The organism is Serratia sp. JSRIV002 (assembly GCF_019968725.1).
Lineage (GTDB): Bacteria > Pseudomonadota > Gammaproteobacteria > Enterobacterales > Enterobacteriaceae > Chania > Chania fonticola_B.
Genome location: NZ_CP074143.1, coordinates 3294468 through 3309309 on the forward strand (window position 1 = coordinate 3294468; position 14842 = coordinate 3309309).

12 protein-coding genes are annotated in these 14842 nt (G+C 52.5%); 4 read left to right on the top strand and 8 right to left on the bottom strand.

The features are described 5' to 3' along the window. The first annotated feature begins 8 nt into the window (after window positions 1-8). On the top strand, window positions 9-500 hold the full coding sequence (locus KGP26_RS15480; protein WP_021181236.1) for a Dps family protein: 492 nt from the start codon (window positions 9-11) through the stop codon (window positions 498-500). Window positions 501-548: 48 nt separating this feature from the next. Here the strand turns inward: KGP26_RS15480 and KGP26_RS15485 are convergent, their stop codons facing one another. Then, window positions 549-725 (bottom strand): YciY family protein, encoded by a 177-nt coding sequence (locus KGP26_RS15485; protein WP_004945296.1) that lies wholly within the window; start codon window positions 723-725, stop codon window positions 549-551. A gap of 236 nt (window positions 726-961) precedes the next feature. Here KGP26_RS15485 and cls point away from each other — a divergent pair, with 236 nt between their 5' ends. Together cls and KGP26_RS15495 are read left to right on the top strand one after the other, a co-directional pair. Continuing rightward, the gene (cls, locus tag KGP26_RS15490) at window positions 962-2422 is read left to right on the top strand and encodes a cardiolipin synthase (protein WP_021806594.1); all 1461 of its coding nucleotides are present in this window, start codon (window positions 962-964) and stop codon (window positions 2420-2422) included. A gap of 56 nt (window positions 2423-2478) precedes the next feature. Further along, window positions 2479-2802: an HI1450 family dsDNA-mimic protein gene (locus KGP26_RS15495; protein WP_021181235.1), complete on the top strand. Its 324-nt coding sequence runs from the start codon at window positions 2479-2481 to the stop codon at window positions 2800-2802. Window positions 2803-2862: 60 nt separating this feature from the next. Here the strand turns inward: KGP26_RS15495 and oppF are convergent, their stop codons facing one another. The 7 genes from oppF to KGP26_RS15530 form a co-directional block, all read right to left on the bottom strand. Next, window positions 2863-3861: a murein tripeptide/oligopeptide ABC transporter ATP binding protein OppF gene (gene oppF, locus KGP26_RS15500; RefSeq protein WP_021181234.1), complete on the bottom strand. Its 999-nt coding sequence runs from the start codon at window positions 3859-3861 to the stop codon at window positions 2863-2865. Continuing rightward, a complete protein-coding gene (locus KGP26_RS15505) occupies window positions 3858-4850 on the bottom strand; it encodes an ABC transporter ATP-binding protein (RefSeq protein ID WP_021806595.1) in 993 nt (330 codons plus the stop codon). The genes oppF and KGP26_RS15505 overlap by 4 nt, the downstream gene beginning before the upstream one ends. Window positions 4851-4861: 11 nt before the next feature. Continuing rightward, window positions 4862-5767 (bottom strand): oligopeptide ABC transporter permease OppC, encoded by a 906-nt coding sequence (gene oppC, locus KGP26_RS15510; RefSeq protein WP_021181232.1) that lies wholly within the window; start codon window positions 5765-5767, stop codon window positions 4862-4864. 15 nt (window positions 5768-5782) lie between these two features. Further along, on the bottom strand, window positions 5783-6703 hold the full coding sequence (gene oppB, locus KGP26_RS15515; protein WP_021181231.1) for an oligopeptide ABC transporter permease OppB: 921 nt from the start codon (window positions 6701-6703) through the stop codon (window positions 5783-5785). 82 nt (window positions 6704-6785) lie between these two features. Then, window positions 6786-8423: an oligopeptide ABC transporter substrate-binding protein OppA gene (gene oppA, locus KGP26_RS15520; RefSeq protein ID WP_094981329.1), complete on the bottom strand. Its 1638-nt coding sequence runs from the start codon at window positions 8421-8423 to the stop codon at window positions 6786-6788. 152 nt (window positions 8424-8575) lie between these two features. Then, a complete protein-coding gene (locus KGP26_RS15525) occupies window positions 8576-10213 on the bottom strand; it encodes an ABC transporter substrate-binding protein (RefSeq protein ID WP_223499883.1) in 1638 nt (545 codons plus the stop codon). A gap of 679 nt (window positions 10214-10892) precedes the next feature. Then, window positions 10893-11537, bottom strand: a complete 645-nt coding sequence (locus tag KGP26_RS15530) for a YchE family NAAT transporter (RefSeq protein ID WP_021181228.1) — start codon at window positions 11535-11537, stop codon at window positions 10893-10895. A gap of 519 nt (window positions 11538-12056) precedes the next feature. Between KGP26_RS15530 and adhE the strand changes: the two genes are divergently transcribed. Further along, window positions 12057-14732, top strand: a complete 2676-nt coding sequence (gene adhE, locus KGP26_RS15535; RefSeq protein WP_021806599.1) for a bifunctional acetaldehyde-CoA/alcohol dehydrogenase — start codon at window positions 12057-12059, stop codon at window positions 14730-14732. Window positions 14733-14842: the final 110 nt, after the last annotated feature.

Consider the following 14842-nt stretch of genomic DNA (forward strand, 5'->3'; position numbering starts at 1 on the left):
AGATTATTATGGCAACGGCAAAGAAAGCGACCAAGACTCATATCGGCCTGGACACCAAACAATCAGCAAAACTCTCTGAAGCACTGAACGCCCTACTGGCTAACTACCAGGTGCTGTACATGAACGTGCGCGGCTACCATTGGAATATTTCCGGCCCGCACTTCTTTGAACTGCACGTCAAGTTTGAAGAAACCTACAATGACCTGCTGACCAAGGTGGATGAACTGGCAGAGCGTATTCTGACTCTGGGTTCACAGCCTCGCCACGCCTTCAGTGACTATCTGAAAACGGCGGATATCAAGGAAGACACCAATGTCACCGACGATAAAGGCACCCTGCGCGGCTTGCTGGAAGGTTACGCCATTTTGTTGCAACAGCAGCGCGAACTGCTGACGCTGGCCGCAGAGGCCGGTGACGAGGGTACCTCTTCGCTGATGAGCGATTACATCAAAGAGCAGGAAAAACAGGTGTGGATGTTGAACGCCTATCTGGGTAAATAACCCAGGTCCAGCCAATAGCAGAACAGCCCATAACGGGCTGTTCTTGTTTTACCACTCGTAAGCCACAACGAACAATAAGGCTCTGCGGTGTTGATCGTCCAAACGACGGCGAACACGAATGATATGCCGATTACTGCACGACTGGCGCTCTAACCAACGGTGCCTGCGCCGCTGGCTCTGCCGTAACATCCTCCAGCGGCCCACTTCATTTCTACTGCGTCTCATTTTACGTTACCCATCAATGCCAACCGCGGGCATTATATCCCTTTCAACGTACGATCCAAGTCGCCCTTTCACCACATTAGCTCTATCAGAGACGACAAAAAGTACGGTTTTTATTTTCAGCAAGTTCCTTTGGTCAATCATTTTTATGTAACTTAACTACCGAGAAAAGGTTTCACCTTTGTTGTTCTGTGCGTACACTCATTATTGGTGGCTTACCAACGGAAATTTTTGCCTTTATGACAACCTTTTATACCGTAATTAGTTGGCTTTTGGTGTTTGGCTACTGGCTGCTTATCGCCGGGGTCACATTGCGTATTCTGATGAAACGACGCACCGTGCCTTCGGCCATGGCCTGGCTGCTGGTGATCTATATTCTGCCCTTGGTCGGTATCGTCGCTTATTTATCCTTTGGCGAACTGCACCTGGGCAAGCGCCGCGCAGAGAGAGCCAAAGCCATGTGGCCCTCAACCGCTCGCTGGCTGAATGAGCTTAAAGGAAGCAGCCGGATTTTTGCTACCGAGTACAGTGAAGTGGCCCGCCCGCTGTTCCAGCTTTGCCACCACCGCCAAGGGATTGATGGCGTCAAAGGCAACCAGCTACAGTTGCTGACGACCACCGATTCAACGATGAATGCCCTGGTGCGGGATATCGAACTGGCACGCCATAATATCGAGATGGTGTTTTACATCTGGCAGCCAGGTGGGCTGGTCGATCAGGTCGCCGAATCATTGATGGCCGCCGCACGCCGTGGCGTACATTGCCGTTTGATGCTGGACTCGGCTGGCAGCGTACAGTTCTTCCGCAGCCCTTATCCCAGCATGATGCGTAACGCCGGTATTGAGGTGGTTGAGTCACTCAAGGTGAACCTGTTCCGCGTATTCCTGCGGCGTATGGACCTGAGGCAACATCGCAAAGTGGTGCTGATCGACAATTACATCGCCTACACCGGCAGTATGAATATGGTCGATCCACGCTTCTTCAAGCAAGATGCCGGGGTTGGTCAATGGATCGACCTGATGGCACGCATGGAAGGCCCGGTGGCAACCACGATGGGTATCGTTTACGCCTGTGACTGGGAGATTGAGACCGGCAAACGCATTTTGCCACCGCCACCAGACGTGAATATCATGCCGTTTGAGCAGGAAAGCGGCCACACCATCCAGGTTATTGCCTCTGGCCCGGGATTCCCGGAAGAGATGATCCATCAGGCGCTGTTGACGGCGGTCTATTCCGCGCGTGAGCAGTTGATCATGACCACTCCCTACCTGGTACCAAGCGACGATCTGCTGCATGCCATCTGCACGGCTGCGCTGCGTGGCGTTGACGTCAGCATTATCGTTCCACGCGACAACGATTCAATGATGGTGCGCTGGGCCAGCCGTGCCTTCTTCTCAGAGCTGCTGGAAGCGGGCGTGAAGATTTATCAGTTTGAAGGCGGGCTGTTGCACACCAAGAGCGTGTTGGTCGATGGCCAGCTCAGCCTGGTCGGCACGGTCAATCTGGATATGCGCAGCCTGTGGCTGAACTTTGAGATCACCCTGGTGATTGACGACAGCGGCTTTGGTGCCGATCTGGCCTGTGTGCAAGATGATTACATCGCCCGCTCGCAGCTGCTGGATGCCGAGCAATGGTTGAAGCGCCCGTACTGGCACCGTCTGGTCGAACGCCTGTTTTACTTTTTCAGCCCGTTGCTGTAAAAGCGGCAACGAGCATGGTTTAATAGCCTCAAATCATTTGTTATCAGGATTTTTATATGGACTTGAATAATCGCCTTACCGAAGATGAAACGCTGGAACAAGCCTACGACATCTTCCTTGAGCTGGCAGGCGACAATCTGGATCCCGCGGATATTCTGCTGTTCAATTTACAGTTTGAAGAGCGCGGCGGTGCCGAGCTGTACGATCCGGCAGAAGACTGGCAGGAACACGTGGATTACGATCTGAATCCGGACTTCTTTGCCGAGGTGGTGATCGGCCTGGCGGACAGCGATGGCGAGCCTATCAACGATGTCTTTGCCCGCGTGCTGATCTGCCGCGAGAAAGATAACAAGCTGTGCCACATTTTGTGGAAAGAATAAGCCGGTGAACGGTACAAAAAAACCTGCCAAATGGCAGGTTTTTTATTATTAATCAATACATTACAACGGATCGACTTTCAAGCACGATACCGCATGACGGAAGCTGCCTTCCAGCAATGGGCGAGTTTTAGCGCACTCCGGCCCGGCAATCGGACAACGGGTGCGGAACACACAGCCCGAAGGCGGATTGATCGGTGATGGCAGTTCCCCTTCCAGCAGTTGGATCTGCTTTTCCTTCTCCTTGTCAGGATCCGGCACCGGAACCGCCGACATCAGTGCCTTGGTGTAAGGATGCTGCGGGTTATGATAGACCTCATCATAGGTTCCCAACTCCACCGCATGGCCCAGATACATCACCAGCACCCGATCGGAAATGTGTTTAACCACCGCCAGATCGTGGGCGATAAAGATTAGCGATAACCCCATCTCACGCTGCAACTGCTGCAGCAGATTCACCACCTGTGCCTGGATAGACACGTCCAGGGCGGAGACCGGCTCATCACAAATCACCAGTTTCGGCTCTAGGATCAAGGCGCGGGCGATGCCAATACGCTGGCACTGCCCGCCGGAGAATTCATGCGGATAACGGTTGATCAGGTTCGGCAGCAGGCCCACCTTCAACATCATCGCTTTGACCTTATCCTTCACTTCCTGACGCGGCATTTTCGGATTATAGGTACGCAGCGGTTCGGCGATGATCTCACCGATGGTCATACGCGGGTTCAGCGAGGCCAACGGATCCTGGAAAATCATCTGAATATCGCTGCGCGTCTTGCGCCAGTCGGCATCGCTCATGCCCAGCAGATCTTTGCCCAACCAGGCAACGCGGCCACTGGTCGCCTTCACCAGGCCGATAATTGCCCGTGCGAAGGTGGATTTACCGCAGCCTGACTCCCCTACCACCCCTAGCGTTTCGCCTTCAAACAGGCGCACGGTGACACCGTCAACCGCCTTCAGGGTTTTCGGTGCCTGCCAGAACCACTGCTTGTCATCATGAATATCGAAGTGAACTTTCAGGTCTGCGACTTCCAGCAGCACTCTTTTATCGGTTGCGGTCATACCAACGCCTCCACCGGCTTGAAACAGGCGCGCAGGCGCCCCTCACCAAACTGCTCCAATGGCGGAGCACTCGCGCACTGCTCCATCGCATGCGGACAACGCGGCTGGAACGGACAGCCTTTCGGCAAACGCAGCAGGTTCGGCGGATTACCGGGGATGGTCATCAACGCTTCACCTTCAGCATCCAGACGCGGCACCGCGTTAAGCAGCCCGATAGAATATGGGTGGCTCGGATGATAAAACACATCGCGGGCGCTACCGTATTCCATGGTGCGGCCAGCATACATCACCAAAACCTTGTTACAGATCCCGGCAACCACGCCCAAATCATGGGTGATCATGATGATCGCCGTATTGAACTCACGCTTCAGTTCGTTAAGCAGCGTCATGATCTGTGCCTGCACGGTAACGTCCAGCGCGGTGGTTGGCTCATCGGCAATCAGCAGTTTTGGCCGACACAGTAACGCCATGGCGATCATCACGCGCTGGCGCATCCCGCCGGAGAACTCATGCGGATACATCCGCATACGCTTACGGGCTTCCGGCATTTTGACCGCATCCAGCATGCGTACCGATTCTTCAAACGCCTCGCTTTTGCTCATTTTTTTATGCAGCATCAGCACTTCCATCAGCTGCTCACCAACCCGCATATAAGGGTTCAATGAAGTCATCGGGTCCTGGAAGATCATCGAGATCTCTTCGGCCCGCAGCTTGTTGAGCTGGCTTTCTGGCAGGTTGAGAATTTCACGGCCGTTGAATTTTGCCGAGCCACCGATGCGGCCATTGCTGGCCAGCAGGCCCATCAACGCAAATGCCGTCTGTGACTTGCCGGAACCCGACTCCCCGACGATGCCCAGGGTTTCACCCGCGCGCAGATCGAAATTGAGATCGTTCACCGCGGTAACATCGCCGTCTGGCGTACCGAACGTCACACGCAGATCTTTGACGTCCAGCAGCAGTCCGTCTTGTGGTTGAGAATTAATGCTCATGGTTGCACTCCTTAACGATCTTTCGGGTCGAGGGCATCACGCAGGCCATCGCCGATAAAGTTGAAACAAAACAGAGTGATAACCAGGAAACAGGCTGGGAACAGCAGCAACCACGGTGATACTTCCATTGAGTTGGCGCCATCGCTCAACAATGCGCCCCAACTGCTCAACGGCTCCTGAGTACCTAGCCCCAGGAAGCTGAGGAAGGATTCAAACAGGATCATGCTCGGCACCAGCAGCGAGGCGTATACCACCACCACGCCCAGTACATTTGGCACGATATGCCGCAGGACGATATTGCGAGTCGATACGCCGCACACCAGCGCTGCTTCGATAAACTCTTTACGTTTCAGGCTGAGCGTCTGCCCGCGCACAATACGCGCCATATCCAGCCACGACACCATGCCGATCGCCACAAAGATCAGCAGGATGTTTTGCCCAAAGAAGGTCACCAGCAGGATCACAAAGAACATAAACGGGAAGGAGTTCAGGATCTCCAGCAAACGCATCATCACCGAGTCGGTCTTGCCGCCCAGATAGCCAGAAAGTGAACCGTACAAGGTGCCCAATACCACGGCCACCAGCGCCGCAGCAACCCCCACCATCAGCGAGATACGCCCACCAATGGCCACGCGCACCAGCAGGTCACGCCCTGAGGAATCGGTACCGAAATAGTGCCCGGACTCCAGGTTAGGCGCGGCAGACATCATGGCCCAATCGGTGTCATCATAAGCAAACTGCGACAGCCAGGGGGCACAGATCACAAACAGGGTGATCAGCGCTAACACAAACAGGCTGGTCACCGCCGCACGGTTGTGCATAAAGCGGCGGCGAGCGTCCTGCCAAAGACTGCGCCCTTCAACTTCCAGCTGTTCGCTGAAGTTTTCCAGAGCTTCGCTGTTCTTTTTCGTCAACATCTTGCGTGCTCCAGCTTAGTAACGGATTTTCGGATCGATCACGGCATATAGCACGTCGACGATCGCGTTAAACAGGATGGTCAAGCCGCCGACCAGAATGGTCAGGCTCAACACCAGCGAATAGTCACGGTTCAATGCACCGTTAACGAACAGTTGACCAATTCCTGGCAGGCCGTAAATAGTCTCAATCACCATCGAACCGGTGATAATCCCAACAAACGCTGGCCCCATATACGACAGCACCGGCAGCAGCGCGGGTTTTAATGCGTGACGCAGAATGATGCGGCGCATCGGCAAACCTTTGGCACGGGCGGTACGGATAAAGTTGGAGTGCAGCACCTCAATCATCGAGCCACGGGTGATACGCGCGATGCTGGCGATATAGGCCAAAGACAGCGCCACCATCGGCAGGATCATGAACTTCAGCGCCCCACCGTTCCAGCCTCCACCGGGCAACCACTTCAAGGTAATGGCGAAAATCAGCACCAGTAAAGGGGCCACGACAAAGCTGGGGATCACCACACCGGTCATGGCGAACCCCATCACCGTATAGTCCCACTTGGTATTCTGATTCAACGCGGCAATAACCCCAGCGCTCACCCCCAGCACCACCGCCAGAACAAAAGCGGCAAAACCCAGTTTGGCTGAAACGGGAAACGAAGCCTTGACCAGGTCATTAACCGAATAATCTTTGTATTTGAATGAAGGGCCAAAATCGCCCTGCGACAGCTGCACCAAATAGTGTCCGTATTGTTTCCAGATCGGATCGTTAAGGTGATATTTGGCTTCAATGTTGGCCAACACTTCGGGTGGCAGCGCACGCTCACCGGTAAACGGGCTGCCGGGTGCGAGGCGCATCATAAAGAAAGAGATGGTAATAAGTATAAATAGTGTCGGGATCGCCTCTAACAGGCGACGAAAGATAAATTTAAGCATTGCCCTAGCCCTGTGCTTCAGCCTGATAACGGCTTATTGTCTTGAAATGGGCCGGCGACCTGTGCCGCCAGCCCTTGCCGCATCAATGTTTGATGATGTACAGGTTTTTGTCGTAAACGTTATCCAGTGGATCTTTGCCTGAGTAACCACCCACGTAAGGTTTCACCAGGCGAGCATTCACATAGTAATAAAGCGGAACGATGGCAGAGTCTTTATCCAGCTGAACTTCGGCTTTCTGATACAGATCGGCACGCTCTTCTTTGGTTTTCGCCGTCAAGACGTTGCCCATCAGCTTGTCGAATTCTGCGCTCTTATAGTGCGGGGTGTTACTGCTGCTGTCGGACAGCATCATGTTCAGGAAGGAGCTTGGTTCGTTGTAGTCCGCACACCAGCCAGCACGTGACACGTCATAGGTGCCCTGATGGCGTGTATCCAGGAAGGTTTTCCACTCCTGGTTCACCAACTTCACGTCCACGCCCAGGTTTTTCTTCCAGATAGACGCAGCGGCAATGGCCAGTTTCTTGTGCAGATCGGAGGTGTTGTACAACAGTGAGAAGGTCAGCGGTTTACCAGGGCCATAACCGGCTTCGGCCAGCAGCTTCTTGGCTTCTTCGTTACGCTTTTCCTGCGTCCAGCCAAACCATTCTGGCGGGGTCAACTTGGCACCATCGGTGTAAGGAGGAGTAAAGCTGTAAGCTGGCAGGTCGCCCTGGTTCTTCACCTTGTTGACGATGATATCGCGATCCATCCCCAGCTTCAGCGCTTCACGTACGCGAGCATCGGTGAACGGGGCTTTCTGGTTGTTGATTTCGTAGTAATAAGTACACAGGTAAGGATCGACGTGCACTTCGTTCGGGATCTCTTTCTTCAGCTTCTGGAACAGTTCGATCGGCATGTTGTTATAGGTCATGTCGATTTCGCCGGTGCGATAGCGGTTGACGTCGGTGACTTCTGACGCGATCGGCAAGAAGGTGACTTTATTAATGACGGTTTTGGCGTTATCCCAGTATTGCGGGTTACGTTCCAGCACGATACGTTCGTTAACTACCCAGTCTTTCAGCTTGTACGCGCCGTTGCTGACGTAGTTCTGTGGCAAGGTCCACTTCTCACCAAACTTCTCTACCGCTTCTTTATTCACCGGCTTCATGGCGTAGTGCGGAGTCATTTCTACCAGATACGGCACCGGCTCGGTCAGCGTTACCTGGAAGGTATGATCGTCGATGGCCTTGACGCCCAACGTCGATTTGTCTTTCTTACCCGCGATGATGTCATCCACGTTTTCTACATGAGCATATTGCAGATAGCTGGCATAAGGTGAGGCGGTTTTCGGGTCAACCAAACGCTGCCAGCTATACACGAAATCTTGTGCCGTTACCGGCTCACCGTTCGACCATTTGGCGTCTTTACGCAGGTGGAAGGTCCACACTTTAAAATCTTTGTTATCCCAGCTTTCTGCGACACCCGGCACCACTGAACCGTCCAGGCTGTTATTTGCCAGACCTTCAATCAGATCGCGAGTGACGTTGTTTTCAGGCACGCCTTCGATCTTGTGCGGGTCAAGGGATTGTACTTCGGAACCGTTGTTCTTGACGATTTCCTGCTTGTCTGCCAGCTGAACGCCCGCTGGCACATCGGCCGCAAAAGCAGTTCCTGCCACCGTCAAGCCTAGCGCCGCAATAATGCCTGCTGCCAGCAGGGACTTCTTCGTGATGTTGGTCATGTGGTTAAACTCCAGTTTTTATTATCACAACTCCGTCGTGGGAGCTGCGTTGCCCGTTAACCGGGGGTTGCTTTGGCTGGACGTCGTGGAACGAAACGACGCTGCCTTTCCTGTGTATTACCGGCTGCTATCACCGCCGGTAACACCCTTCATTACTGTTTGATGATGTAAAAGTTTTTCAGATCGATATAGTCTTGCGGATCTTTGCCGGTGAAACCGCCAACCGTAGGTTTGACCAGCCGCGCACTGACCCGATAATAAACCGGGACCAACGCAGAATCTTTGTCCAGCAAGGTCTCCGCCTGCTGATAAATCGCCCCTCGTGCAGCGGCGTCCGGTGCTTGCAGGGTGCTGGCCATCAGCGCATCGAACGCCGGGCTTTTATAGAAGAAGGTGTTATTGCTGCTGTTGGAAAGCAGCATATTCAGAAACGCGCTCGGTTCATTGTAATCGCCGCACCAGGTGGCACGAGCCACATCAAACTGCCCTTCATGGCGGCTCTGCAGCGAGGTTTTCCATTCCTGATTTTGCAATGTGACCTGTGCGCCGAGGTTCTTCTTCCACATTGAGGCAGCAGCGATGGCCTGCTGTTTATTTTGATCGGAGGTGTTGTACAACAAGGTAAACTTGAGCGGTTTCTCAGCGGTGAACCCGGCCTGCGCCAGCAGTTTCTTCGCTTCTTCGTTGCGTTTTTCCTGCGTCCACCCAGCCCATTCTGGCTGGCTGAAGTTGCCCCCCTCGGTAAAGGTTGGCGTAAAGCTGTAGGCCGGGATTTGGCCCTGGCCCATGATCTTGTTGGCAATAATGTCGCGATCCAGCGTCAACTTGACTGCCGCACGTACGCGCTCGTCGGTAAACGGCGCACGCTGATTGTTGATCTCGTAATAGAAGGTGCACAGGTAAGGGTTAACGTGCAACTGTTCCGGGATCTCACGCTTCATTTTGGCATACAGATTCGGCGGGATGGCACTATTGGTAATATCGATTTCACCGCTGCGGTAGCGGTTAATATCGCTGACTTCTGAAGACAACGGCAGGAACGTGGCCTGCTCGATTACCGTCTTGCTGTTATTCCAGTAGCTCGGGCTGCGTTCGAGCATGATGTGTTCATTGACGACCCACTCGGATAAGCGATATGCCCCGTTGCCCACGTAGTTTTGTGGCAGTGTCCACTTATCGCCAAATTTCTCAACCACGGACTGTTTCACCGGTTTCATTGAGGTATGGGACAGCATGCTGACAAAATAGGGCACCGGCTCGCTGAGCGTCACCCTCAACGTTTTATCATCAATGGCGCTTACGCCAAGCGATTCAGGCGGTTTTTTACCGGCAAGAATAGCGTCAATATTCTCAATTCGGGCGTATTGCAGATAGCTGGCATAAGGGGAACCGGTCTTGGGATCCGCCAGCCGCTGCCAGCTGTATACGAAATCCTGTGCGGTCACCGGAGAGCCATCACTCCATACCGCCCCTGGACGCAGGTGGAAGGTCCACGTCTGGTAATCGGTATTTTCCCAGTTTTCCGCCACTGCAGGGGCCAGATGACCATTGGCATCGGTGCTGACCAACCCTTCAAGCAGGTTGAGGATAATATTGCTTTCAGGCGTTCCTTCGACCTTATGCGGATCCAATGAAGCGACTTCTGAACCGTTGTTGATCACCATGCGCTGCAGTGGTGCCAATTGCACCCCGGCCGGAACCTCAACGGCCTGCAGGTTTTGGCTGGCGCTCATCCCCAACACGGCGGCGATGATAACGGCCAACGGTTGATGCTTCGTGGTTTGCGGCATACTACAGGCTCCTTTTCACGGCTAAGCAATAATTGTGAAATAGTTATCAAGCGGGCTAAATATACGGATACCAGCAAAAATCATTCCTACTTGGCGCGCCAAAGATAAGATTTTTCTTTCCAACGAGTTGCTCGGAAATTAGCAGAAGCAAAAATTCATAGCTAATAATTTTTACAGAAATGTTAAGCATTTCTCTTTTATTATCCCATGGCCCTACAGACACCTAGCCTTCCTACCTGCCCGAAAACCGATTAACACCATGATTTTACTGGATAAGTAACAGCTTCATTTTTAACCTTTTCTTCACGGATGAAAAAAACCACTCAAAAGAAACATTCAGTTAACAAAAATGCCGTTCAGAGAATAAACACCTGCCTATCCGTGGTTAATCACTAATAACACCTGTGTGAAACGGAGACAAGCCCTACAGAATGATGTGATTAAATTAACAACAATTTTACCCATAGGGAGACAAAAACCCCGTCACGCGGTTTTTAAAAGTGGAGAAAATAACATCTTGGTGCTTTATCAACCGATAAAGTGAGATTTGTGCCACAGGGTGGGGCAATAGAATAAAAAGCAGGCAGCTGATGCACTTTAATAATGCATCAGCTGGGATAATTTGAAAAATTAAAAATAACTTAAGCCGCAAACAGGATTATCCGCGGCTTTATTAAGGTTATAACAACCCAGGAAAAATGGCTTTGATGCCGGTGACAATAAATTCGATCCCCAGCGCCATCAACAATAACCCCATGATACGGGTAATGACGTTGATGCCGGTTTGCCCCAGCAGACGCACCAGCAGCGGAGCTGCCCGGAACAATAGCCAACAACAGAAAGCGAACAAGGCGATCGCCACGGTAAAACCTAACAGGTTCTGCCAGCTGTGGTAACGAGAGCTCCAGACAATGGTGGAACTGATAGCACCCGGCCCGGCCATCAGCGGCAGAGCCAAGGGAACAACCCCGATGCTTTCACGGATCGCGCTCTCTGACTTTTCCTGCTTGTTCTGTTTGTCTTCACCCAGCTTGCCGCTGATCATCGACATGGCGATGGTCACCACCAGAATGCCACCAGCAATACGGAAAGAATCGATGGAGATACCAAACATACGCAATATACCCTCGCCCAGGAACAGCGAGGTCCACAAAATAATCGCCACCGACAGGTTAGCCGTCAGGTTGGTTTTGTTACGCCCGACCTCGGCCTGATAGCTGGTCATACTGATAAACACCGGCAGAATACCTACCGGGTTGACCAGCGCAAACAGGCCGACAAAGAACTTGATGTAGCCGGAAAAATCCAACAGAGATTGGCCCACGAAAAACTCCGCATAAATAGCTGTATAAAGAGACACTGCCGATGCGCGCTAATGTAATGGAATTGCGCCAGCTAATCCATCCACTCGACCAGCATTTTTCCCTACCCCAACAGAATGTTACAAAACAATTCGCTATTGTTAATGCTTTGTGTGTTGCATGCTGTTATCAAGTATCATCGCGTCATCGTCAAGCACCTTGTTGATAATTACTCTCAACAAACACCAGCTGAAAGGTGTCAGCTTGCGATTTTTATGATGTACATCACGAAATATCTACTCAGGAATAGTTAAGCTCTTAGTCGTAGTCAAAAGGGAGTACGAGGTATGGATACCGATTTCCGTCTCGCTTGCCTACTACCAACTTGCACTTGGTAAAGCTCTTTAAGTAAATCAGCAGTATGGGTCGCTAACTGCGGGAAAAGTCTCATGATCTAACAGACGCCTTCCTGACAGATGTCTATACTAGTTCCTCGAACGGCTTATTTACTGAAAGAGTTTAACATTTATCAGGAGAGCATCATGGCTGTAACGAATGTCGCTGAATTGAACGAGCTAGTTGCACGTGTCAAAAAAGCCCAGCGCGAGTATGCCAACTTCTCACAAGAGCAAGTTGATAAGATCTTCCGCGCCGCTGCCCTCGCCGCCGCAGATGCCCGTATTCCTCTGGCTAAAATGGCCGTTGAAGAATCAGGCATGGGTATCGTTGAAGACAAAGTCATCAAAAACCACTTCGCTTCCGAATACATCTATAACGCCTATAAAGACGAAAAAACCTGCGGGATCCTCTCCGAAGACGACACTTTCGGTACCATCACCATTGCAGAGCCAATTGGCCTGATTTGCGGTATCGTGCCAACCACCAACCCAACTTCTACCGCGATCTTCAAAGCGCTGATCAGCCTGAAAACCCGTAACGGCATTATCTTCTCTCCGCACCCACGTGCCAAGAACGCCACCAACAAAGCCGCTGATATCGTGTTGCAGGCTGCCATTGCTGCTGGCGCGCCGAAAGACATCGTCGGTTGGATCGACCAGCCAACGGTGGAACTGTCCAATCAGCTGATGCATCACCCAGACATCAACCTGATCCTGGCAACCGGTGGCCCAGGCATGGTTAAAGCCGCTTACAGCTCTGGTAAACCCGCTATCGGTGTTGGTGCCGGTAACACTCCAGTTGTCGTCGATGAAACTGCCGACATCAAACGCGTTGTTGCTTCTATCCTGATGTCAAAAACCTTCGACAGCGGTGTGATCTGTGCGTCTGAACAGTCCGTGATTGTGGTGGATTCCGCATACGATGCAGTGCGCGCACGCTTCGCTTCCCACGGCGGCTACATGCTGCAGGGCAAAGAGCTGAAAGCCGTTCAGGACATCATCCTGAAAAACGGTGGCCTCAACGCCGCTATCGTTGGCCAGTCTGCACCAAAAATCGCTGAAATGGCCGGTATCAAAGTGCCAGCCAACACCAAAATCCTGATTGGTGAAGTGAAACTGGTTGACGAATCTGAGCCGTTTGCTCACGAAAAACTGTCACCTACCCTGGCGATGTACCGGGCCAAGGACTTTGAAGACGCCGTCAGCAAAGCCGAGAAACTGGTCGCCATGGGCGGTATCGGTCACACCTCTTGTCTGTACACCGATCAAGACAACCAGACTGCACGCGTGGAATATTTTGGCGACAAAATGAAAACCGCACGTATTCTGATCAACACCCCGGCTTCTCAGGGGGGTATCGGTGACCTGTACAACTTTAAACTCGCTCCGTCACTGACGTTGGGCTGCGGTTCCTGGGGGGGTAACTCCATCTCTGAAAACGTCGGTCCAAAACATTTGATCAACAAGAAAACTGTAGCGAAGCGAGCAGAAAACATGTTGTGGCACAAACTTCCGAAATCAATCTACTTCCGCCGTGGCTCACTGCCAATCGCGCTGGAAGAAGTGGCTACCGACGGGGCAAAACGTGCCTTCATCGTTACCGACCGCTACCTGTTCAATAACGGCTATGCCGATCAGATCACCAAGGTTCTGAAATCGCACGGTATTGAAACTGAAGTGTTCTTTGAGGTTGAAGCTGACCCAACGCTGAGCATCGTACGTAAAGGTGCCGAGCAGATGAACTCCTTCAAACCAGACGTGATCATCGCGCTGGGTGGTGGTTCACCAATGGACGCCGCGAAAATCATGTGGGTGCTGTACGAACATCCTGAAACCCACTTCGAAGATCTGGCGCTGCGCTTTATGGACATCCGTAAGCGTATCTACAAGTTCCCGAAAATGGGCGTGAAAGCGAAAATGATCGCCGTCACAACCACTTCAGGTACCGGTTCAGAAGTCACGCCGTTTGCGGTAGTAACCGATGACGCCACCGGCCAGAAATACCCACTGGCTGACTATGCTCTGACCCCGGACATGGCGATTGTCGATGCCAACCTGGTGATGAACATGCCTAAATCCCTGTGCGCCTTCGGCGGGCTGGATGCGGTCACTCACGCCCTGGAAGCCTACGTTTCCGTACTGGCTAACGAATATTCCGACGGCCAGGCGCTGCAAGCGCTGAAACTGCTGAAAGAATATCTGCCAGCCAGCTATCACGAAGGGGCGAAAAACCCGGTTGCTCGTGAGCGTGTACACAACGCCGCTACCATCGCCGGTATCGCGTTTGCCAACGCCTTCCTGGGTGTCTGTCACTCAATGGCCCACAAACTGGGTTCTGAGTTCCACATCCCGCACGGCCTGGCTAACGCCATGTTGATCTCTAACGTTATTCGTTATAACGCCAACGACAACCCGACCAAGCAGACCGCCTTCAGCCAGTATGACCGCCCTCAGGCTCGTCGTCGCTACGCGGAAATCGCAGACCACCTCGGCCTGAGCGCTGCCGGTGACCGTACCGCGCAGAAGATCGAAAAACTGCTGAAATGGCTGGACGAAATCAAGGCAGAGCTGGGTATTCCAACCTCGATCCGCGAAGCTGGCGTACAGGAAGCCGACTTCCTGGCCAAGGTCGACAAACTGTCTGAAGATGCGTTTGATGACCAATGTACCGGTGCTAACCCACGTTATCCGCTGATTGCCGAACTCAAGCAAATCTTGATGGATACCTTCTACGGTCGCGAATTCAGCGAAGCGACTGAAGAAGAGGCGGTAGTTGCGGCACCAGTTGCAGCCAAAGCGGAAAAAAAGTCCAAGAAATAACCGTTCTCTGAATGGTCAAAACCCGCCGAAAGGCGGGTTTTTTTATGCGTGAGACAAATTGTTCCCAATGAGCACCACACGATTTTGACAACGATACTACCCTACCCCAC

Bases quoted from the DNA above. Each gene is read 5' to 3' on its own strand.
- KGP26_RS15480 (WP_021181236.1), top strand. From the start codon at position 9: ATGGCAACGGCAAAGAAAGCGACCAAGACTCATATCGGCCTGGACACC.
- KGP26_RS15485 (WP_004945296.1), bottom strand. From the start codon at position 725: ATGAGACGCAGTAGAAATGAAGTGGGCCGCTGGAGGATGTTACGGCAG.
- cls (WP_021806594.1), top strand. From the start codon at position 962: ATGACAACCTTTTATACCGTAATTAGTTGGCTTTTGGTGTTTGGCTAC.
- KGP26_RS15495 (WP_021181235.1), top strand. From the start codon at position 2,479: ATGGACTTGAATAATCGCCTTACCGAAGATGAAACGCTGGAACAAGCC.
- oppF (WP_021181234.1), bottom strand. From the start codon at position 3,861: ATGACCGCAACCGATAAAAGAGTGCTGCTGGAAGTCGCAGACCTGAAA.
- KGP26_RS15505 (WP_021806595.1), bottom strand. From the start codon at position 4,850: ATGAGCATTAATTCTCAACCACAAGACGGACTGCTGCTGGACGTCAAA.
- oppC (WP_021181232.1), bottom strand. From the start codon at position 5,767: ATGTTGACGAAAAAGAACAGCGAAGCTCTGGAAAACTTCAGCGAACAG.
- oppB (WP_021181231.1), bottom strand. From the start codon at position 6,703: ATGCTTAAATTTATCTTTCGTCGCCTGTTAGAGGCGATCCCGACACTA.
- oppA (WP_094981329.1), bottom strand. From the start codon at position 8,423: ATGACCAACATCACGAAGAAGTCCCTGCTGGCAGCAGGCATTATTGCG.
- KGP26_RS15525 (WP_223499883.1), bottom strand. From the start codon at position 10,213: ATGCCGCAAACCACGAAGCATCAACCGTTGGCCGTTATCATCGCCGCC.
- adhE (WP_021806599.1), top strand. From the start codon at position 12,057: ATGGCTGTAACGAATGTCGCTGAATTGAACGAGCTAGTTGCACGTGTC.